We start from the raw sequence: 21,133 nt of genomic DNA, 5'->3' as shown, positions 1-21,133 counted from the left end.
AACAGAGAATAGCCAAGAATTTCTGAATTGCTATGTGGGTAAATTGCTCTGTGCCACAACGCTTTCGGCAGCATCAACCTGAAAGTATCCTGCAGAGCCTGATACCGGGTTGTGGTACCGGTCAGGCTGCTAGCGGCGACTATTGATTACGGTCAAAATCCTGTCAATTAACTGAGCGGATAGAGGGTATCTGCAAACAGGGCAGGTTCTTATCTTGTTCGTAATCATCACCGTAGCGCAATCCTGGTGAACTTTGTGAGTGCAGGGCAATATCACGGAATTGTGGAAAACATCTTCCAGGCAGATGCAGCACTCATCATGGCCTGAATCTGGCCGACATCGGTGATTGCCTTGTGCACTTTTATCCATACAGAAATTGCAAACATCACAGTGAAAGGACTTCTCCTTTTCTGTTCGGCAAATTCCGCATTTATCGCAGTGGTATGGTTTTTTTTCTAAATCGGTGAAGTGTTTGCATTGTGCACAGAAATAGTCGGACATTAGTTCGTTGCATCCCGGGCATGTCTGGGAGTCTTCCGTAATATCCCCCTCATAGTTACATAGAGAACATTGAAGCCTTATTGCATGAATAACCTTACGATCAGTAAGGTCGCATTTCTTACTATCGTTATGACATTTGTTGCATGGGAAATAACCTTCACAGCACCCAAAGTTTACGCGACATAACCTACGGCTATGAATGCACAGTTGCCTTTGTTTTTTTTCCAAAGGCGTCCTTAACTGCTCATTCGACGGGTTTGCCTCCTCATTATGGGTGCTCGACTTCTGGAAAGAAGCAGAATGCTCTGCGCCATTGCTTTGCAACGTCGGGTTGGTCGCCATCATCTGTAGCCTTGCTATCATTTGTCTTTCCAGCTGTTTTAACTGTTGTCTTTTTTGCTCTTGTTTTGCCTCAGCGTGTCTTTCCAGCTCGGCGAGAACATGACTTGGCAACGGAGAGCTGACCGGCAACATCTGTCGCCTTGCTATCATTTGTCTTTCCAGCTGTTTTAACTGTTGTCTTTTTTGCTCTTGTTTTGCCTCAGCGTGTCTTTCCAGCTCGGCGAGAACATGACTTGGCAACGGAGAGCTGACCGGCAACATCTGTCGCCTTGCTTTCATTTGTCTTTCTAGCTGTTTTAACTGTTGTCTTTTTTTCACCCGTCTTTTCAGAGCGTGTTTTGCCAGCTCTTCGAGAAGGGGTCCATCGATCAGGAGGTTACTTAAGTGGTTTTGATTTGTCCTCAACACTGCCAAATCGGATCGTTCCTGTGTCCCGGTGGCTTGAAGATCACCAGATGAAGGTCCTGCTTGTAATCGCTCCCGGGAAGCGTCATTTTGCTGATGAACAAGGGCAGGCTGATTTGAACTTGCTTCCAGCTTTGGGTTTCTACCAGCCAGTAAGCAAGGGGAGCTGCCGGTAAAGCCAGAGGCTCTCTGGTTGCAGACAGCTCGCTGGATGGTACTTGTATCTCCACTGCTGGCAATTGTTTCGTTAGCGGTAGTATCGCTGTTACTGATGAAAGGCTCTATAGAAGGCACTTGTTGTAAGTGGGAGTTTTGTGCCTGCCTCATCAGCTCATTTAAGAGGCGCTTTAATTCAGGAAAGGATGGGTGTTGGTGAAATTGCGTGAAGTTATATAAAAAACAGGCGGGAAATGTCAATGATTGTGGATTAATCATAACATCATACCTTAAAGCTAAATCTGATATTTTCCCCAACAGATTACGAATCAGTTCAACCGGGTTTGAATAAATCAGGAACAATTGAGCGAAGAACTCAACAAAGCAACACTTTTCAAATTGTCCCACAGGTGGCTGTTGGTCAGATTGATTGGCTTTGTGGATTATGTCCAGAACAATTTTATTCAAAATCAACAGGTTGTTGTCGCCTGCTGCGAGCACTGCCTGATCAGGTGGAATGGCCGGTCGGAGTGTAGATAGAATGTTGAATTTACTCAAATTCTTTTTTGTATTGCAAGTGGCCTTTATCAGCTGTTCGATAAACAGGTTGCGCGATGAATTCTCGTTGCAAGAACGTTGCAGTTTCAGTATCGCTTCAAGAGGAGTGACAGTATCTGCGGTGTTGGTACTTTTTGTTTCCAGAACCCGCAAACGCTGAGGCATGTCCAGCTCATTCAGTATTTGTCTCAGTCTAAAAACTGCTCCGGGGTATTTACTTTCAATGATGGCAACAAGCCGGTTCGCAAGTACCTGAAGGTCTTCAGCGGTAGCATTTTTTCCACTCTCTTCGCCATCGTCGTCTTTTCTGTTATTGCCATTCCCGCTGCCATCATGGCCTTCTCCCGGTGACTGGTTGTCCTGATTTTCAGGTTCTTCTTTTTTCTCTTTTTGGTGATCGTTATTTTCGTCCTTTGGCCCCGAATTGGGTGCGCTACCAGAGGGTTGCCCCTCCTCATTAGCTGCCATCAGGCCACCGCCATGATTTGTCTGCAAGGCACTACGCTCAAGAAATCGTTTGAAACAGCCAAGCTGTCGTTGGAGACTTTCGCTGGCGGGGCAGGAAGTGGCGGCCTGTTGGAGGAGGGTGTTCCAGAAATCAACATCGTTCAGTTGTTCAATATTGAGGAAGTCAAGCCAGCCAACAGGTATAGCGGCTTCGCTGGAAGAGCCATCGGCATTAACCCGTGTCATTTTCAGATGTGCCGGGGTGGGTTGCTCCTCAAACGAAATAGAATCCTTGCCTATGGACATCAGCCAGGTGATGACGGGTTTCAGGATAACCAGATCTATTTCAAATAATCCCGATGGTCTCCCCCCGCCACCTCCCCAAGGTGGGGGTGGGAGTGAATAGAAGAAACCACCGTTGCCGCCACCGGGAAAATCAGCGATGCCAGTGAGCTTGCCGCCTGTCAATGTCACTGTGTTATTCCGGATTTGGCCGGTTTCCAGTTCACTGCCGGTCGTGTTGTCGGAATAAACCAAAAGGGTTAATGGGGTCGTATGGGGTTTGCCGTTAAGGAGTTGATTGGTGGTGACAGAAGTTAATTCTGGTCTGTCTGCCGTCGTGGATTTCAAGCGAATAAGTGTGCCATTTTTAGAGGCCTGTTGAGAGAGATGTTGGAAGTCGGGTGTTTGCTCTTTTGTCAGTATCAACAGTTGGTAGCAATAGTTGCTCTGGTCGTTTGTCATCAATATAGCAATATTGTTCGGATTTGCTGACACGACAGGTGTCTTAAAGCAGAGGGTGCTGTTTCGATTGTTGAAACTGTCCGGAAGCAGCAAACTCACTTGCCACTCATTGACAGCCTGAGGGTCTGTGGCGTCATTGATTTCAATCCGAACCTTTTGCCCACCGGGGTTATGTCGGTCAATGATGGTTGAGGAATAGCACAAGGTGACAACCAACATAGTCGTCAGGAAAAGAACAAATGTTATGAATAAACGGTAAGAATGCATTCAAATCTTTCTGCACTAAGTGTGTGATTAATATCAACCCGCCCTTCCTGTCTGACAGAAAACGCCAGGACAATCCGGGCTGACTTTCTGCCCTGGAAAAATAAAGAAACATTATTGACCGGCTTTATTATCCGTAAGACGTACAGAGAGTAGACAAGAATTCCTGAATTGCTATTTGAGTGACTCGTTATGTGCATCAGAGTCTTCGGCATTATCAACCTGAAAGTGTCTTGCAGGGCCTGATACCGGGCTGTGGTAGCAGTACGGTGCTGCTATTTTTAAAAACTCATTTTATACCAATCGAACGTTCTAACTCCCTATGCAAGTCAGACGCGGTCGCTGGTAGCGACTATTAAATTCAGTCAGATGGTTTAATGATTGTTTCATCAAACCAGGCGTCTAAAGGGTGTCTGCAAATAGGACAGGTTCTTATCCCGTTTATAAACATTGCAGCGCCGCACTCACGATGTACTTTGTGACTGCAAGGCATTATCCTGCCGCCGGAGAAGGTATCTTCCAGGCAGATGCAGCACTCATCGTGGCTCGAGTTTTCCCGGCATTTGTGACTGTCTTGAAGTCTTGTATTCATGCAGACATTACAAACATCACAGTGAAAGGCATTATCCTTAGATGTTCGACAAATTCCGCATTTATCGCAGTGGTATGGTTTTTTTTCTAAATCGGTGAAGTGTTTGCATTGTGCACAGAAATACTCCGACATTAGTTCGTTGCATCCCGGGCATGTCTGGGAGTCTTCCGTAATATCCCCATTGAATCCACACACAGAGCATAAAAGCAGTGTCGTGTGAAGAGCTTTTCGAGAGGTAACTTCGCATCGATCACTTTTGTTATGACATTTATGGCAAGGGAAGTACCATTGACAGCACTCAAATTTTACATAGCAGAGCCTGCGGTAATCTTTGCACAATGGCTTTCGTTGTTCTTGTGCAGATGTCTTTAACTGCTCTTTCGGCGGGCTTGCTTTCTCATTGTAGGTGTTCAACGGATGGAAAGGAGCTAAAAACACTGTGCCATTGCTGTTCATCGCAAGATTATTGGTTTGTACCCTCTGATTGGCCGATGCCGTCTGATAATCTGATCGATGGATCAAATGGTCTACTAATTCTTGTTGTCTTCTGAGATCAACGTGCAACTTTTTGATTTGTTCCTTCAAATGCAGCGCTTCAGTATTTGATTTGTCCATAGACTTGTATAGCTCCTGATTTTTTGTAATCAGGTTTTCATTCATCGCAACCAACACCTGATTCTCTAGTCTTAATCCTTGAGTCTCCTTAGTTAGCTCCTGAATCATTGTTTTTAACTTAGTTAGCTCCTGAATCACTGTTTTTAACGCTTGAACTTCTGCAGTTAAAGACTGCTTCTCTATTGGTAATTCTTGAGCCTGTTCAGTTAACTCTTTAGTCTGTTGTCTTTTTTTCTCTTTTTTTTCCTGAGCGCGGCCTTTCAGCTCAACGAGAAGGGAGTCATCGGTCGAATGTTTAGTTGAGAAGTTTTGATTTATTCCAGACGCCTCCAAATCGGATCGGTTGTGTGCTCCGTTGGTGAGATGATTACCATGAGAAGGCCCTGTCTGAAATCGCTTTTGGGAAGAGGGATTTTGCTGATCACCAGGGTCAGACAGCTTTGGCCTGGCCCCTTGCTGTATGTATCTATCGGCTGGCAAGACGACGGGGGAACTGCCGGTAGACCCGGAGTCACTTCGGTAGCTGTTAACTTGCTGGGTGTAGTGTGCGAATCTGTTTGAGTTGTTTGTGGCTCTGCCATTGGTATTATCATGGTTACTGATTACAGGCTCTACTGAAGACACCAGTAGTGGGGGCTCTTGCAGTATGCGGGAAGCGGGCGCCTGCCTCATCAGTTCATTTGAGAGGCGTTCTAACTCATGGAACGATGGGTGCTGTTCAAGTTGTATCAGGGTTTCTCGAAAAGGGATGGAGAATGTAAATGATTGTGCAAAAATCATAATATCGCGTCTTATCACTGAATCTGATATTTTCTCCAACAGTTCACGAATGGATTCAAGTGGGTTTGAATAGAGCAGGAGTAATTGAACGAAGTACTCAGTCAAGCAAGATTTTTCAAAGTGTCCTAATGATGGCTGTTGGACAGATTGATTGAACCTGTTGATGATGTCCTGAACAATCTTATACAAAATCATCAGGTTATTGTCACCAGCTTCGGGCATTGACCGGTCAGGTGGAATCATTGGTTGGCGTTCAGACAGAATGTTGACAGTATCCAAAGTCCTTGTTTGAACGCTCGTAGCTTCGATTAGCTGCTCGATAAACCGGTTGCGCGTTGAGTTTTCATAGAAAGAACGCTGTAGTTTCAATATTGCCTCAAGAGGCGTGGCAGTATTTCCACTGGTGTTTGTGCTTTTTGTTTCGATAACCTGCAAACGCTGAGGCATGTCCAGCTCATCCAGTATTTGCCTCAGCTTAAAAACGGCATCGGGATCGTCGCTTTCAATGAGGGCAACGAGTTGGTTCGCAATTACCTGAAGGTCTTGAATCCTGGCGTTTCTTGCACTTTCTTTTCCATTGTCGTCTTTTCTGTTATTACCCTCTTCACTGCCATGATTGCTTTCTCCCGGTGAATTGTTCTGCTGATCTTCAGGTTCACCTTTTTTCTCTTTTTGATGGTCGTTATTTTCTTCCTTTGATGCTTTATCGGATGCCTTACCTGATGGTTTTCCATCCCCATTACCTGCCTTTAAGCCACCAGCATGATCTGTCTTCAAGGCAGTGTACTCAAGAAATCGCTTCAAACAGCCAAGCTGCCACTGAAGGCTTTCGCTGTCCGGGCAAGAAGTGGCGGCACGCTGGAAGAGGGTGTTCCAGAAATTAACATCGGTCAGTTGTTCAATGTCCAGAAAGTCAAGCCAACCCAAGGTTATAACGGCATCACTGGAAGAACCATCTGCATTGATGCGTGTCATTTTCAGACGCGCCGGAGATGGCTGTTCCTCAAATGAGCTGGAATCCTTTCCCATGGACATCAGCCAGTTGATGACGGGTTTCAGGATAACCAGGTCTATGTCGAATAATCCCGATGGCCTCCCATCTCCTCCCCATGGTGGAGGCGGTGAATAGGAGAAGCCTTCATCACCGCCAGCGGAAAAATCTGTGTTGCCAGCGAGCTTGTCACCTGTCATTGCCAGTGTGTTATTTCGGGTTTGTCTTGTTTCCAGCACACTTTCCGTGATGTTGTCGGAATAGATTAGAAGGGTAAGAGGAGCTGTATGGGGTTTGACGGGTTGATTGCTGGTGACAGAAGTCAACTCTGGTCTGTTTGCTGTCGTTGATTTTAAGCGAACCCGTGTGCCGCTTTCAGAGGCCCGTTTTGAGATACCATGGAAGACGCGTGTTTGCTCCCCTGTCACTATGACTATCTGATAGCAATAGTCACTCAAGTCGGTCGTGACCAATAGTGCGATACTGCTCGAATCTGCTGGCACCACAGGTGCTTTAAAGCAGAGGATGCTTTTTCGGTCATTGAAGCCTTTCGGAAGCAGCAAACTCAATTGCCACTGACTCACACCCTGAGAATCTGTTCCCTCATTGATCTCAATCCGAACCCTGTCATTGGGATTGTGTCGGTCAATGATGGTTAAGCAATAGCATAAAGGCACGACCGCCATAGCCAGCAGTGAAAGAACAAATGCTGTGAACAGGCGGTAAAAATGCATACAAATTGCACTACAGAACTTGTGTCAATAATTGCGACTTGTTCTCTTTATCTGATAGACAGAATGGGCAAAAACAGTTCTGCTCTGAAAAATAAAGGAACATCATTGGTCAATCCCGTTATTTGTAGTAGAAACAGAGAATAGTCAAGTGTGTCAGAATTGCTATATGGATTACGGTTTGTACAGAGAGCGTCTGCAAAGAGGGCAGGTTGTTATCCCACTTTTAATCATTGCATCGCCGCAATCACGATGTACTTTGTGGGAGCAATGCAGTATCACGCAGCCGGAGAAGGCATCTTCCAGGCAGATGCAGCACTCGTCGTGGCCTGAGTTTTTCCGGCATTTGTGATTGTCTTGATACCTTTTATCCAGGCAGACATTACAAACATCACAGTGAAAGCACTTATCCTTGAATTTTCGGCAAATGCCGCATTTATCACAGTGGAACGGTTTTTTTTCTAAATTGGTGAAGTGTTTGCATTTTGCACAGAAATAGTCCGACATCAGCTGGTCGCATCCCGGGCACGTCTGGGAGTCTTCCGTAATGTCCCCCTCGTAGTTACAGATAGAACACTTTAGCTTTATTGCTTTATCAGCCCGGCAATCTTTAACCTCGCAATAATCACTCATGTTATGGCAGGTGTGGCAGGGGAAATACCCGGCACAGCAACCAAAGTTTACACGGCATAACCTATGGTAATGACCGCACAAAGGCTTTCGGTTTTCTTGCACAGATGTCTTTAGCTGCCCGTTCGGTGGGTTTGTCTCCTCATTATGGTTGCTCGACTGCTGGTTAGAAGCAGAACACTCTTTGCCATTACTCTGCATCGCCGGGCTGGCCGCTGCCTTCTGTTGTCTTTCTATCTGTCTTATCCATTGTCTTTTTTTCTCTCTTTTTTCATCAGCGTGTCTTTTCAGCTCGACGAGATGGGAATCATTGATCGGATATGGACTTAAGACGTTTTGATTTCTCCTCGACACTTCCAAATCGGATCGTTCCTGTGCCCCATTGGTCTGATGATTATCATGTGCACGTCTTGTCTGTAATCGCTTTTGGGAAGAGGGATTTTGCTCATCAGCAAGGGCGGGATGTTTTGGGCTGGCTCCTTGCTGTAAGTAGCCATTACCACTGTGATTGATTACAGGCTTTATAGAAAGCACTTGTTGCGAGTTAGCAGTAAGCGCCCGCCACATCAACCCATTTGAAAGGCGTTCTAATTCATCGCGCGATGGGTGCTGTTTAAGTCGTAAAAAAGCGTTGCGAAAAGAGATGGAGAATGTCAGTGATTTTGCAAAAAACATAATATCACAGATCATGACTGAGTCTGGTATTTTCTCTAACAGGTCACGAATCGATTGAATTGGGTTTGAATAGAACAGTAACAAATGAACCAGGTACTCGGTAAAGCAACATTTTTCAAATTGTCCTAAGGGCGGCTGCTGGCCAGATTGATTGACCCTGTGGATTATATCCAGAACAATCTTGTACAAAATCGTCAGGTTGTTGTTGACAGCTTCGGGCAATGTCTGGTGAGGTGAAATGATCGGTTGGAGTTCAGACAGAATGTTAAAATCATCCAAAGTCCTTGTTTGCTCGCTGGTAGCTTCTATCAGTTGCTCAATAAACCGATTGCGCGTTGAGTTCTCATAGAAAGAACGCTGCAGTTCCAATATCGCCTCAAGAGGCGTGGCAGTGTTGCCTTCGGTGTTTGTGCCTTTTGTTTCCAGCACCTGCAAACGCTGAGGCATGTCCAGCTCATCCAGTATTTGCCTCAGCTTAAAAACGGCATCGGGATCGTTGCTTGCAATGAGGGCTATGAGTTGGTTGGCAATTATCTGAAGATCTTGAGTCCTGGTGTTTTTTGCACTTTTTTTACCGTTGTCGTCTTTTCTGTTATTACCCTCTTCACTGCCATCATTGCCTTCTTTGGTTGAATGGCTCTTCTCATCTTCAGGTTCACCTTTTTTTTCTTTTTGATGGTCGTTATTTTCGTCCTTTGGTGCTTTATCATTTGCCTTGCCTGATGGTTCTCCATCTCCATTACCTGCCTTTAAGCCGCCAGCATGATCTGTCTTCAAGACAGTGAACTCAAGAAATCGCTTCAAACAGCCAAGCTGCGACTGAAGGCTTTCGCTGGCCGGGCAAGAAGTGGTGGCACGCTGGAAGAGGGTGTTCCAGAAATTAACATCGGTCAGTTGATCAGTGCTCAGGAAGTCAAGCCAGCCAACGGGTATAACGGCTTCACTGGAGGAGCCATCTGCGTTAACGCGTGTCATTTTCAAACGCGCCGGGTATGGCTGTTTCTCAAAAGAGCTGGAGTCCTTGCCCTTAGACATTAGCCAGTTGCTGACGGGTTTCAGGACAACCAGATCTATGTCGAATAATCCTGATGGTCTCCCACCTCCTCCCCATGGTGGAGGGGGCGAGTAAAAGAAGCCTCCATTGCCGCCACCGGAAAAATCTGCGTTGCCAGCCAGTCTGTCTCCCGTCATTGTCAGTGTGCTATTTCGGGTTTGGCCGACTTCCAGCCCAGGGTCAGTCATCCTGTCGGGGTAAACCAGAAGGGTTAGTGGGTTAGCATGGGATTTGCCGCTCAGGAGTTGGTGGATGGCGACAGAAGCCAACTCCGGTTTGTCTGCCGTCCTGGATTTCAAGCGTACAAGCAGGCTGTTTTCAGAGGCACGTTTTGAGACATCCTGGAAGACGGATGTTTGCTCCTTTGCGGCTATTACCAGCTGATAGCAATAGTTACTCAAGTGGTTGTTGACCAATAGTGCGATACTGTTCCAATCTGCTGACACCACGGGTGCCTTAAAGCAAAGGGTGCTGTTTTGGTCATCGAAATCTTCCGGAAGCAGCAAACTCATTCGCCACTGACTCATACCCTGAGGATCTGTGCCATTATTGATTTCAATCCGAGCTCTGCGCCCATCGGGATAGTGTCGTTCAATGATGGTGGAGGAATGGCACAACTGCACAGTCATCATAGTCATTAAGAAAAGTGCAAATGCCATGAAAAAACGGTAAAAATGCATTCAAACCTTTCCAAATAACTTGTGTTAATAACACCAGCACCAACTTTCTGGTCTGATAGAAAAAGTCAGGACAATCTGTGCTGACTTTCTGCAATTGAAAAATAGAGGAACATTATTGACCGGTCTTATTATTCGCAGAACAAATAGAGAATAGACAAGAATTTCTGAATTGCTAAATGGGTTACTTGCTTATAAACATGAAGCGATCACGACGGTGATTATTAAATCCGGTCAGACGGTTAATTATTGTTTTCATCCAACGGACTGTATAGAGGGTATCTGCAAACAGGGCAGGTTCTTATCTCGTTTTGAATCATTGCAATGGCGCACTCATGATGAACTATGTGGGAGCAGGGGAGTACTTTGCCACCGCGGAAGACATCTTCCATGCAGATGCCGCAGTCATCGTGGCCTGCGTTTTCCCGGCATTTGTGAACGTCTTGTAAACAGGTATTGCAAACATCACAGTGATAGCTTCCATCCTTTTCTACTCGGCAAATGCCGCATTTATCGCAGTGGTATGGTTCTTTTTCCGTATCGGTAAAGTGTTTGCATATTGCACAGAAATATTGCGACATTTGCTCGTTACAGTTTGGACATGTCTGGGAGTTCTCCGTAATCGTCCCTTCATATCCACATACAGAACATAGAAGCCATGTTGCATCAACAGCCCTGCAATCTGTCACTTTGCATTTATCGCTCTCGTTATGACATTTGTGGCAGGGGAAATACAAACCACAGCACTTAAAATTCACACGGCAGAGCCTGTTGTAATGTTCGCACAATCGCTCTCGGGTTTTTTGAACCCGTGTCGTTAATTCTGCACCCGACGGGGTTGCCTCCTCATTATGTAAGTGGGAACCAGGCGCCTGCCTTATCAGTTCATTTGAGAGGCCTTCTAATTCATGGAACGATGGGTGCTGTTCAAGTTGTATAAGGATAGCGTGAAAAGGAGTGGAGAATGTTAATGATTGTGCAGAATTCATAATATCATGTCTGATAACTGAATCTGACATTTTCCCTAACAGCTCACGAATGGATTCAACTGGGTTTGAATAAAGCAGGAGTAATTGAACGAAGTACTCAGTAAAGCAAGATTTTTCAAAGTGACCTATTGATGGCTGTTGGTCAGATTGATTGAATCTGTTGATGAAGTCCTGAACAATCTTATACAAAATCATCAGGTTATTGTCGTTTGCTTCGGGCATTGACCGGTCAGTTGCAATGATCGGTTGGAGTTCAGACAGAATGTTAAAATCATCCAGAGTCCTTGTTTGGTCGCTCGTAGCTTCTATCAACTGCTCGATAAACCGGTTGCGCGTTGAGTTCTCATAGAAAGAACGCTGCAGTTTCAATATTGCCTCAAGAGGCGTGACTGTATTACCACAGCTGTTTGTGCTTTTTGTTTCGAGAACCTGCAAACGCTGAGGCATGTCCAGCTCATCCAGTATTTGCCTTAGCATAAAAACAGCATCGGGATCGTCGCTTTCAATGAGGGCTACGAGTTGGTTGGCAATTAGCTGAAGGTCTTGAGTCCAGGTGTTTTTTGCACTTTCTTTTCCATTGCCGTCTTTTCTGTTATTACCCTCTTCGCTGCCATAATTGCTTTCTCCCGGTGAGTCGCTCCCCTTATCTCCAGGTTCACCTTTTTTTTCTTTTTGGTGGTCGTTACTTTCGTCCTTTGGAGCTTTATCTGATACCTTGCCTGATGGTTCTCCACCACCATTACCTGCCTTTAAGCCCTCTCTATGAGAAGTAGTATGGGGTTTCAGCGATTGATTGGTGGTGATAAAAGCCGACTCTGGTCTGTCTTCCGTCGTGAGTTTTAAACGAACCAGTGTGCCGTTTTCAGAGGCATGTTTTGAGACATCCTGAAAGACATGTGTTTGCTTCTCTGTCAGCTGGTAGCAATAGTCAACCGGGTCGTTCGTGGTCAATAGCGGGATACTGTTCGAACCTGCTGGCACCACAGGTGCCATAAAACAAAGGCTGCTTTTTCGGTTATTGAAGCCTTCCGGAAGCAGCAAACTGACTTGCCACAGACTCGCCCGCTGCAGATCTGTATCATCATTGATTTCAATCCGAACCCTGTGTCCATCGTGATTGTTTTGGTCAATAATGGTTGCACAATAGCACAACGGCAGGACCGCCAGAGCCAGTAGTAAAAGAACAAATGCCAGGAAGAAACGGTAAAAACGCATTCAAATCTTTCTAAACAACGGGTGTTAATAATACCAACCCGGCCCTTCTTGTCTGACGGAAAACGCCGGAACAATCTGTGCTGACTTTCTGCTCTGGAAAAAGAAAGGGACGCTATTGACTGATGTTGGTAGAACAGACAGAGAATAGACAAGAACTTCAGAATTGCCAGACGGGGTACTTTCCGTGAATCGCAGAGCCTTAAACGCACTCACTCGCTCGAATCAGGATAATTGTACGGTTCATTGCCTTAATCACGAGTCACTGCAAGGTCGAAGCGGATGAAAGTGAAACTCACCTCCTACTGTTATATGATGTAAAAGCTATTGAAGCCCCCGAAATGACCCCTACTATAACCCGTTCAGGGAAAGCTTTAACGAAAGAATTATTAGACACAGCCAAAGCCATGACACTAGCCCCGAATGCAGCCCCAGCAGCAGTTGAATAAACTCTGGGGACACCAGTAGCAGCCCCGAGAGCCCCGATAACACCTGTTGGAATAGACACGGCAGGATTCAAAATACTGGTAATATATGAAACTGAGAAAGCTTCAGACTTTAACTTAATTGCGGAAACAGCAACGTAAATGCAGCAAAACCTGAGATAAAACGAAGCAGTTTTGGTAAAGATTGGGGTAGCTTTTTTCAAAACATTTACAGTTCGATCATATAACGGGAGATCGTTTATCTGTGTTATTTCGTCATCAGTTAATTCTTTTCTACACATCGGGCAGTTCTTTTGGTCAGAACTTTCCATCCATACCCGTACGCACGATTTACCAAAAGCATGTCCGCATGTTAGTTTGAAGGGACTGCAATCTACTGAATCGTGGCATATTGCACATCTAACACCTTCGGTAGCATTCATATGAAAACCTCACTGTTTTAACATTTGACACCTGTATCTGGTTTTGGTTCCCTGCGGGTAACGGGAGGTTGGTCGCGAGCTATATTTCCCGCAAAAATGCAAAAGAACCATCGTTATCGATATTGCATGGACAGAGGGCTTGGTGAATGATGAACAGATGTGCTTACCAAAGGTTCTGTCATGGGTTTCCTGCAACAGGATATTGATGCTTTTCTCGATTATCTGAAGTTTGAAAAAAATAGCTCTGTTCACACCTGCTCGGCCTATCAGAGAGATCTGGGTAAATTACTGAAGCAGGCCGAAGTGCTTGGAATCACTCAGTGGCAAAAGCTTGAAGAACGTCAGCTCCGGACATGGCTGGCAGAGTTGCATGGCCAGGGCCTTGGGCAGAAGAGTCTGCATCGCCTGCTTTCATCCGTTCGCAGTTTTTATCGTTACCTTAACCGGCAGGGAAAGGTTGCGGATAACCCTGCCCAGAGAGTCACTGCACCCAAGGTGGGCAGAAAGTTACCTGTCACCATGGATGCCGATCAACTCACCAGGCTGCTTGATCAGGAGGATGATGACCCATTAGTGATCAGGGATCTGGCTATCCTGGAACTGTTCTATTCTTCGGGGCTGCGCCTCTCGGAACTGGTTGGCTTGAATCTCAATAGTTTCCAGGATGATTACAGGCAGGTGATCGTATTGGGCAAGGGCAAAAAAGAACGCTGGCTGCCGGTGGGTCGAAAGGCGCGTGAAGCTATAAAAAAATGGCTGTCCGTCAGAGTTATTTTTCCGGAAAAAAATGCACAGGCCCTGTTTCTCTCAAAGCAGGGTAATCGTATCAGTGCCCGTCAGGTGCAAAACCGTGTGAGTCAGCTATCCAGAGACAGGGGTCTCTCAGGGCGTATGCATCCTCACCTGCTGAGACACTCTTTCGCCAGTCATCTGCTGGAGTCCAGTGGCGATCTCAGGGCGGTTCAGGAGCTGTTGGGGCACAGTGATATTGCCACTACCCAGATATATACCCATCTTGATTTTCAACATCTGGCCGACGTATATGATAAGGCTCATCCGAGAGCACAGAGAGTCAGTAAGACGTCCTCTGTTAATGAACCGTCTGATAGGGAAGAGAGAGTTACCGAAGATCAGGAGCCTTCAGCAATAAAAGAACCCAAAAGGAAAAAATAATGATAAAGCTGATCACTTTCGATCTGGATGACACGCTCTGGGAAAACATGCCGGTACTGATTCGGGCAGAACAGAAAGCCTGGAAAAAACTCTGTGAGTACTGGCCAGCAACCCACGATAGAATGAACCCCAAGCAAGTGTTTGAGTATCGGGTCAAACTCCTGGAGGATCATCCGCAGCTCAAATATCAGATTACGGAACTGCGCCGGTTTTCTCTGCAGAAGATTCTGCAAGACTGCGATTGCCCGGAATCAAGAGCGGAAGAAATTGCCGGTGACTTGATGCGGGAGTTTATGGAGTGGCGTCATGATGTGAAGTGTTTTCCCGAAGTTCAGCCAGTCCTTTCTCATCTGTCAGCAGACTATACGCTGGCTGCGGTCACCAATGGCAATGTCGATGTTGGGAAATTGTCGGTCAGTGAGTTTTTTGACTTTGCTCTCAAGGCAGAGGATTACAACAGTCTGAAACCAGAGCCGACTCTGTTCCTGAAAGCCATGGAGCGTGCCGGTGTGACTCCCGATGAGACCCTTCATGTGGGAGATTGCCTGAAAGCCGATGTTGCTGGTGCCGGAGCACTGGGAATTGGAACCGTCTGGTTTAATCCTGCTGACAAGGCGTTCAATGGCGACCGCAGACCTGATTACGAGATACGATCGCTAACCGGTCTGCTCAGGGTTTTGGACAAGGATCTTCAGCCAGAATATTAAGTCTTCGCCTGACTGACCGGGTAATTAATTCCATCTATCACAAATTTATGGACAGCACGACAGTGCTGTCCTTCGGAATTTTTTGTCAGGTATCTATGGATTCCTAATATATATTTCACTGAACTGTATTTTTTTTGGATACCAGGAACCTGATAATGAAACTTAACTATGCAGCTTGCATAATACTACTTCTGTCTTTTACTTATTTACACGCCGATGAAGTGGAAAAGCAGATAATAGGCACTTGGCTTATCAGAGATAATTTACCCTTTAATAGATATATAACTTATCATCCACCTTGTCAGTTTGGAGGGTCGGCATTGTTCAATATTAGAGGATGTGGTGAATGCTTTAGCGAGGATGTATTATACGGCAGATATGATGTGGTTGTAGAAATGCCAATGCTCAGTAGTAAAGCAATAGCTTTCAGTGGTTTATGGTTCTTTCCCAGAGACTCACAGGAAAAAATGATTCTTGATATTAAGAGCAAAAACGTTGATTTAGATCGTCATAGAGTCAGAAAAGAAATTTTAGACCCAGCTCAAGGTTTATCTCTTACCAGAGTTGTACAAGTCGATGCTAACGAATTTATCTACGAAGAATACAATCCAGATAGCAAGGGATTTGACAAATTCAAAACTGTTAAACTTCCGGGTCAGTCAATGGAGCAGATAAAGCAACTACCGCATCTCGAAGATATCCGACTGACTTTTTTGAGGCCTGACAGGCAGAGCGGTTGGCCTCAGAACGGTTCGTCCTCTGCCCATCGGTGATTCAGCATGCAGTTTCTGGTGGATGGAATGTTTTTCAGGCATCTCTGGAACTTAATCCATATTCCGTTGGTCTATATGTTTTTGGATAGGAGAAACCTGATAATGAAAATTAACTATGCAGCTTGCATAATACTACTTCTGTCTTTTACTTATTTACACGCCGATGAAGTGGAAAACGAGATAATAGGTACTTGGCTTTCTGAAGATGATTTACCTTTTAACGAATATATTACTTACCACCCACCTCAGCGCTATAAAGGTCCGGTAAAGTTCATTATTACAGGGTATGGTGAACACTACAGTGAGGATATATTGTACGGTAGATATGATACGGTTATAGAAATCCCGGAACAGAATCTTAAATTAATAGCTTATTCTGGTGTATGGTTTTCCCCTGAAGACACGGGGGAAAGGTTGATCTTCGATCTTAGACATATTTCCCCCAAAGACACCTGGGAAAGATTGGAATTCGATTTTAAATATAAAGACGTTGATCTAAATGACTTTAAATCGAAAGCCAATATTATTAACCCGAAAGGTGGTTTGGATATTACCAAAGTTATTAAAGTTGATGGTAACGAATTTGTCTATGAAGTATTCAATCCAGAAAATAATGCATTCGACAGATTCAACGCCGTTAAAGTTCCGGTGCAGTCACCGGAACAGATAGGGAAATTACGGTATTACGATGAATTTTGATTGTTTTATCTGATGCCTGTCAGGCAGGGCAGCTGACCTGAAGCTGCTTTGCCCTCTGCTCATCAGAGATTCAGCATGTAGTCTTTAGCTTCTGGAATGTTTTTCAGATCGCCATGGGCCTCGAGAAATCGGGCAAAACGGTCATAGCGCCCTGTGTCTCTGGCCGAGGGTCTGAGAGCAAAGCGTGACACCGTATCAAACCATGCCCGTTGGTTAAGCTCGTTATCCAGCTTTTTGGGACTGTAATCCCTGAAAATTTCCCAGGAGGCTTGCGGATTGTTGACAATAAACTGGGTGCCCAGTTCGATGGCTCGCAGGAATTTCCTGATCACCTGCTTGTCATGCTTCTTGCTGTTGGCAATAAAAATCAGCTCGTCGTAGGGAGGGATACCATTTTCTTCGTAATAGAACATCTTGCCCTGTCGACCTTCGATGGCCAGCTGGTTCAGCTCAAAGTTCCGGTAAGCACCCATAATTGCATCAACACGGCCTGACATCAGGGAAGAAGAGAGGTTCCAGCCAACATTCACCATCTTGATGTCTTTTGAAGAAAACCCGTAAGGTTTGAACAGCGTATCCAGAAAAGCGTTCTCATTGCCGCCAATATTCAGGCCAATGGTTTTCCCTTTCATGTCTTTCAGGGATTGGATCGGCCCATCTTCCAGAACAATCAGTCCATCCAGAGGTGTCGCAACCAGGGTGCCCGCCCAGGCCAGAGGCAGGCCGTTGGCGACGCCGCGAGTCAGGCTGGGTTGATAATAGACGGCGAGGTCAACATCACCGGCGGCAACCAGCTTGGGAGGCAGGTTAGGATCAGCAGGCTCCTGTATATTTACTTTCAACCCCTGATCCCTGAAGTAGCCGTTTTGCCGGGCAATCACGATAGGCCCATGATCTGGATTGACGAACCACTCCAGCATCAGGTTCAGCTCTTTAACAGGTTGGGCAAATGAAAGTGAGCTGGCCAACAGAAGCGACAGCAGAACAGACACTTTTCTGAATAGTTTTTGTGCGAGCAAAATTATGAGTCCTCAGCAGAGTCAGGTGGCAGGTTGCCAGGGGATAAGTTTTTTCAGAGCCAGATCGGTCATGAAGTAAAGACCGACAGAGCAGATAGCCAGTACCGTCAGCGCTGCGAACATCTGGTCTACCCACAGGCGCGCATTGGCTTGCAACATGAGGTAGCCCAACCCGGCGCTGGAGCCAACCCATTCACCGACTACAGCTCCTATGGGAGCCACGACAACCGCAACCCTCAAGCCGGAGGCGAGGGCAGGAAGGGCTGCCGGCCAGCGGATATGACGCAGTGTGGAAAAACGGTTCCCGCCCATGGTCTTTGCCATGTCCAGCCAGCCCTGATGAGTGTGGCGCAAGCCGTCATAGCAGCAGGTGGCTACCGGGAAGAAAATCACCAGAATGGTCATGACTACTTTGGAAGCCAGGCCGTAGCCAAACCAGAGCATCAGTATGGGAGCCAGTGCAAAGACCGGAACCGCCTGGGTAATGAGCAGCAGTGGTAGAAGCCATGGTCGAAGTGTTACGAAATAAACCAGAATCATAGCCAGCAGGATGCCCGACAGAACCCCCAGAACCAGACCCAGCAGCATCTCTGTCAGGGTGACGAGTGTGTGTTCCCACAGCAAAGAGGCATTGTCGTACATACTGCTCAGCACTGCCAGCGGACCCGGTAATATATAGTTCGGCATAGAAAACAGTAAGACAATGGCTTCCCAAATGACTAACAGGCCGAGAACTACCAGAAAAGGCTTGAGCAGCGGCATCCAGAATTTCATTTATGCTCTTCCTCATGTCTCAGTCGTTCCAGCAGTTCACCCTGCAGGCTCAGCAAGGTTCTGTTTGCCAATGATCTGGGTGGGGTACCGGGTGGCATAATGGCTTCGGTTAATTTTGCGGGGTGTCCCTGAAGGTGATAAATACGATGGCCCAGCCTCAGGGCTTCCAGAGGGTCATGGGTGATCAACAGTACCGTTCGATGAGCCAGTAGCTCACAGGCAAGGTCCTGAAGATTCAGTCGGGTGATGGCGTCCAGGGCGCCGAAGGGCTCGTCCATTAATACCAGGGGGCGATTTTCCATCAGGGTTCTGGCCAGGGCAACGCGCTGTCGCTGTCCACCGGAAAGGTTCTGGGGTAATTCGTCAGACTTATCCACAAGGCCAACCTGCTCGAGAATATGACTGGCTCTTGCCATTTCTTCGGCAGGGACTTTTGTTCGTCTAAAGAAAGAGCCTCTGAGCCGTTCACCCAGCGTAATATTGTCAATGACTGAGAACCAGGGCAGCAGCAGATCCTGCTGGGCCATCCAGGCAATGCGACCTTCAAGGGAAAAGCCATCCTGGCAGAGCACAGTGCCGGCTGTGGTTAAGACATTTTTTTGGGGGGTAGAGGGCTGGCCTGTGGATAAACCGGCAATCAACCGCAACAGGCTGGTCTTGCCAACCCCGCTGCCACCGAGCAGACAGGTCCACTCGCCTCCTGCGAGAGTCAGGTCAAGACCATTAAAAATAACCTTTTCACCATAAGCCAGAGCAGCATTTTTTACTAAAACATCAAACATTCAGACCGGATCACCAGATGTTGTAAAAGTGGTGAACAGGTCCGCTACCCTGACCGATGTTCAGCTGATCGGCATGGGCAATGGCCTGGGCAATGTACTTTTTGGCCTCCGGAATGGCTTCACTCATGGAGTAGCCACGAGCCAGCAATGCGGTGATCGCTGAGGAGAGTGTGCAGCCTGTGCCGTGGGTGTTACCGGTTTGTATCCAGTCGGATTCCAGTCGGTGCAAAGAGCTCCCGTCGTGATAAAAATCAGTGGCTTTATCATCACTATTACTAGCACTCAGGTGACCACCTTTAAGAAGAACTGCCCGGGAGCCAAGCGCCAGCAGAGGCTCAATCATATCGATCATCTGGTCCGGATTTCTGGGCACCGGGCAGTCAAGAAGCACCGCAGCTTCATGCAGATTAGGGGTGATCAGACTGGCTTTGGGAATCAGTGATTGCCTGAGAGTCTCAATAGCACTCTGGTGCAGCAGAACGTCACCACTGGTAGCCACCATCACAGGGTCAAGCACAAGATAGGCCGGGCGGTAGTGAGCCAGACTATCCGCTACCGTTGTGATAACGTCTGGTTGGCTCAACATGCCCACTTTTACGGCCTTGATAGAAAGGTCGGAAAAGACTGAATCCAGTTGTTGGCGGATAAAGGTAGGCTCAACGTCAAAAATACCCTGCACGCCCTGAGTATTCTGGGCGGTCAGAGCGGTAATAACACTGCAGCCGTAGGCACCCAATGCTGAAAAGGCTTTCAGGTCTGCCTGTATACCGGCGCCACCACCACTGTCCGATCCGGCAATGGTAAGGGCAATTGGTGTTTCATTAGTCATCGTTCGGTTTACTTCTTCGAACTGACGTAGAAAAGGTATCTGAAGAACGGTGCCGGGGAAATCCTGTCGGGGATAGCGAGCCCGTTCAATCGTCGGTTTCCTACGCCAGTATAATCCGGTTCAGGTTCAATGGGTCTCTCTCAGTCCGGAAAACATTCATTCCGAACACCCCAACCAACGGTGCGAGTCTATTTTGTTTCTGTAACTATGTCTAATCCTCAAAAGGTCGGTTAAATCCCGGTTCAGATTAACGCTGGCATTTTTTACAGTAACAGGTACTGCGATTACCCAGCCGGATCTCTACTATAGGTGTTGAACAGTGCACGCAGGCTTCACCCTTGCGTCCATAGACAGCCAGTTCCTGCTTGAAGTAACCTGGCTTGCCGTCGCCTCCGACAAAATCCCTCAGTGTTGTGCCACCCTGTTTAACGGCTTTTTCCAGAATCTCTTTGATGCTTTCGGTTAGTCGCTCGTAACGGGCTTTGGAAATTTTTCCGCAGGGCCTGTCAGGCCGGATGCCTGCTTTGAACAGGGCTTCATTGGCGTAAATATTCCCGACCCCAACAACAACATGGCTGTCCATGATGAACGTTTTTACCGGCTGTTTTTTCCCCCTGGATTTGAGATAAAGCCTCTGGGCTGTAAATTCATCACCGAGTGGCTCCGGGCCGAGTTTGCTTAACAAGTCATGTTTCATAACATCGTCGTCGATCCACAGAACCGCTCCGAACCTTCTTGGGTCGGTGTATCTCAGCCTTATCCCGTGACTGAAAACCAGATCGACATGATCATGCTTTCGGGCTTCCTGCGGTTCTTTCAGTATGCGCAGGCTTCCGGACATCCCCAGGTGAACCAATAAGGTTCCGGCGTCGGTTTTGATCAGGAGATACTTCGCCCGTCGGGTGACTGCACGGATAACCTGCCCGGACAAATGCTGTTGCAAATGTTCCGGAACCGGCCAGCGCAGTTGTGGATTGCGAACAATAACATCCGATACGGTGTGACCAATAATATGAGGTGCAATACCTCTTCGGGTCGTTTCAACTTCAGGTAATTCAGGCATCCGCCGACAGTAGCAAATATGTCATCAAAAGGCGATGTAACCGGCTAAAGGAAATAGGTAAAAATCCCGCGCAGGGCCCCAAA

General features: G+C 46.8%; 14 protein-coding genes, 1 pseudogene and 1 riboswitch. Of the genes and pseudogenes, 4 read left to right on the top strand and 11 right to left on the bottom strand.

Annotated elements, in window-relative coordinates; translation table 11 throughout:
- Nucleotides 1-129 precede the first annotated feature (129 nt).
- The 6 genes and pseudogenes from ACO6V5_RS16830 to ACO6V5_RS16805 all read right to left on the bottom strand — a co-directional run.
- Entirely contained in the window at nucleotides 130-3,420 is a 3,291-nt protein-coding gene (locus ACO6V5_RS16830; RefSeq protein WP_422473584.1) for a hypothetical protein, read from the bottom strand.
- A gap of 358 nt (nucleotides 3,421-3,778) precedes the next feature.
- Complete coding sequence (locus ACO6V5_RS16825) at nucleotides 3,779-7,129, bottom strand: RING finger domain-containing protein (RefSeq protein ID WP_422413517.1); 3,351 nt, start codon at nucleotides 7,127-7,129, stop codon at nucleotides 3,779-3,781.
- Nucleotides 7,130-7,300: 171 nt separating this feature from the next.
- Entirely contained in the window at nucleotides 7,301-10,165 is a 2,865-nt protein-coding gene (locus ACO6V5_RS16820; RefSeq protein ID WP_422413519.1) for an RING finger domain-containing protein, read from the bottom strand.
- A gap of 239 nt (nucleotides 10,166-10,404) precedes the next feature.
- Nucleotides 10,405-12,366, bottom strand: a complete 1,962-nt coding sequence (locus tag ACO6V5_RS16815; RefSeq protein WP_422442134.1) for an RING finger and CHY zinc finger domain-containing protein — start codon at nucleotides 12,364-12,366, stop codon at nucleotides 10,405-10,407.
- Nucleotides 12,367-12,658: 292 nt separating this feature from the next.
- Nucleotides 12,659-13,090 (bottom strand): hypothetical protein, encoded by a 432-nt coding sequence (locus ACO6V5_RS16810; RefSeq protein WP_422137151.1) that lies wholly within the window; start codon nucleotides 13,088-13,090, stop codon nucleotides 12,659-12,661.
- A 3-nt stretch (nucleotides 13,091-13,093) separates the two neighbouring features.
- Nucleotides 13,094-13,231, bottom strand: a pseudogene (locus tag ACO6V5_RS16805) (RING finger domain-containing protein); the annotation flags it as partial.
- A gap of 159 nt (nucleotides 13,232-13,390) precedes the next feature.
- Here ACO6V5_RS16805 and xerC point away from each other — a divergent pair.
- The 4 genes from xerC (at nucleotide 13,391) to ACO6V5_RS16785 (ending at nucleotide 16,583) form a co-directional block, all read left to right on the top strand.
- Nucleotides 13,391-14,404 (top strand): tyrosine recombinase XerC, encoded by a 1,014-nt coding sequence (gene xerC / locus ACO6V5_RS16800; protein ID WP_422136628.1) that lies wholly within the window; start codon nucleotides 13,391-13,393, stop codon nucleotides 14,402-14,404.
- A complete protein-coding gene (locus ACO6V5_RS16795) occupies nucleotides 14,404-15,111 on the top strand; it encodes an HAD family hydrolase (RefSeq protein ID WP_422136629.1) in 708 nt (235 codons plus the stop codon). The genes xerC and ACO6V5_RS16795 overlap by 1 nt, the downstream gene beginning before the upstream one ends.
- Before the next feature lie 155 nt (nucleotides 15,112-15,266).
- Nucleotides 15,267-15,884, top strand: coding sequence for a hypothetical protein (locus ACO6V5_RS16790; RefSeq protein WP_422136630.1), 618 nt, complete (start codon nucleotides 15,267-15,269; stop codon nucleotides 15,882-15,884).
- Between the two features lie 102 nt (nucleotides 15,885-15,986).
- Nucleotides 15,987-16,583, top strand: coding sequence for a hypothetical protein (locus ACO6V5_RS16785; RefSeq protein WP_422136631.1), 597 nt, complete (start codon nucleotides 15,987-15,989; stop codon nucleotides 16,581-16,583).
- Between the two features lie 62 nt (nucleotides 16,584-16,645).
- Here ACO6V5_RS16785 and ACO6V5_RS16780 read toward each other — a convergent pair whose 3' ends face one another.
- The 5 genes from ACO6V5_RS16780 to mutM all read right to left on the bottom strand — a co-directional run bounded on the left by ACO6V5_RS16780 (nucleotide 16,646) and on the right by mutM (nucleotide 21,050).
- The gene (locus ACO6V5_RS16780; RefSeq protein ID WP_422136632.1) at nucleotides 16,646-17,602 is read right to left on the bottom strand and encodes an ABC transporter substrate-binding protein; all 957 of its coding nucleotides are present in this window, start codon (nucleotides 17,600-17,602) and stop codon (nucleotides 16,646-16,648) included.
- A 21-nt stretch (nucleotides 17,603-17,623) separates the two neighbouring features.
- Nucleotides 17,624-18,376 carry an ABC transporter permease gene (locus tag ACO6V5_RS16775; protein WP_422411783.1) on the bottom strand — a complete coding sequence of 251 codons (753 nt, stop codon included), beginning with the start codon at nucleotides 18,374-18,376 and terminating at the stop codon, nucleotides 17,624-17,626.
- Entirely contained in the window at nucleotides 18,373-19,158 is a 786-nt protein-coding gene (locus ACO6V5_RS16770; RefSeq protein WP_422411785.1) for an ABC transporter ATP-binding protein, read from the bottom strand. Before ACO6V5_RS16770 ends, ACO6V5_RS16775 begins: the two co-directional genes overlap by 4 nt.
- Nucleotides 19,159-19,168: 10 nt before the next feature.
- Nucleotides 19,169-19,987 (bottom strand): bifunctional hydroxymethylpyrimidine kinase/phosphomethylpyrimidine kinase, encoded by an 819-nt coding sequence (gene thiD / locus ACO6V5_RS16765; protein WP_422411787.1) that lies wholly within the window; start codon nucleotides 19,985-19,987, stop codon nucleotides 19,169-19,171.
- Between the two features lie 80 nt (nucleotides 19,988-20,067).
- Nucleotides 20,068-20,170: riboswitch (TPP riboswitch) on the bottom strand.
- Nucleotides 20,171-20,234: 64 nt separating this feature from the next.
- Complete coding sequence (gene mutM / locus ACO6V5_RS16760) at nucleotides 20,235-21,050, bottom strand: bifunctional DNA-formamidopyrimidine glycosylase/DNA-(apurinic or apyrimidinic site) lyase (RefSeq protein WP_422139747.1); 816 nt, start codon at nucleotides 21,048-21,050, stop codon at nucleotides 20,235-20,237.
- Between the last annotated feature and the right edge of the window lie 83 nt (nucleotides 21,051-21,133).

The organism is Endozoicomonas sp. ALD068, assembly GCF_049310145.1.
GTDB lineage: Bacteria > Pseudomonadota > Gammaproteobacteria > Pseudomonadales > Endozoicomonadaceae > Endozoicomonas_A.
The sequence above is the reverse complement of the archived record's forward strand: the minus strand, read 5'-3'. Positions and strand labels throughout refer to the sequence as shown.

Coding starts and splice junctions, on each gene's coding strand:
- thiD (WP_422411787.1), bottom strand. CDS start 19,987: ATGACTAATGAAACACCAATTGCCCTTACCATTGCCGGATCGGACAGT.
- ACO6V5_RS16770 (WP_422411785.1), bottom strand. CDS start 19,158: ATGTTTGATGTTTTAGTAAAAAATGCTGCTCTGGCTTATGGTGAAAAG.
- ACO6V5_RS16830 (WP_422473584.1), bottom strand. CDS start 3,420: ATGCATTCTTACCGTTTATTCATAACATTTGTTCTTTTCCTGACGACT.
- ACO6V5_RS16775 (WP_422411783.1), bottom strand. CDS start 18,376: ATGAAATTCTGGATGCCGCTGCTCAAGCCTTTTCTGGTAGTTCTCGGC.
- ACO6V5_RS16795 (WP_422136629.1), top strand. CDS start 14,404: ATGATAAAGCTGATCACTTTCGATCTGGATGACACGCTCTGGGAAAAC.
- ACO6V5_RS16825 (WP_422413517.1), bottom strand. CDS start 7,129: ATGCATTTTTACCGCCTGTTCACAGCATTTGTTCTTTCACTGCTGGCT.
- ACO6V5_RS16820 (WP_422413519.1), bottom strand. CDS start 10,165: ATGCATTTTTACCGTTTTTTCATGGCATTTGCACTTTTCTTAATGACT.
- ACO6V5_RS16815 (WP_422442134.1), bottom strand. CDS start 12,366: ATGCGTTTTTACCGTTTCTTCCTGGCATTTGTTCTTTTACTACTGGCT.
- mutM (WP_422139747.1), bottom strand. CDS start 21,050: ATGCCTGAATTACCTGAAGTTGAAACGACCCGAAGAGGTATTGCACCT.
- ACO6V5_RS16785 (WP_422136631.1), top strand. CDS start 15,987: ATGAAAATTAACTATGCAGCTTGCATAATACTACTTCTGTCTTTTACT.
- ACO6V5_RS16790 (WP_422136630.1), top strand. CDS start 15,267: ATGAAACTTAACTATGCAGCTTGCATAATACTACTTCTGTCTTTTACT.
- ACO6V5_RS16810 (WP_422137151.1), bottom strand. CDS start 13,090: ATGTGTAGAAAAGAATTAACTGATGACGAAATAACACAGATAAACGAT.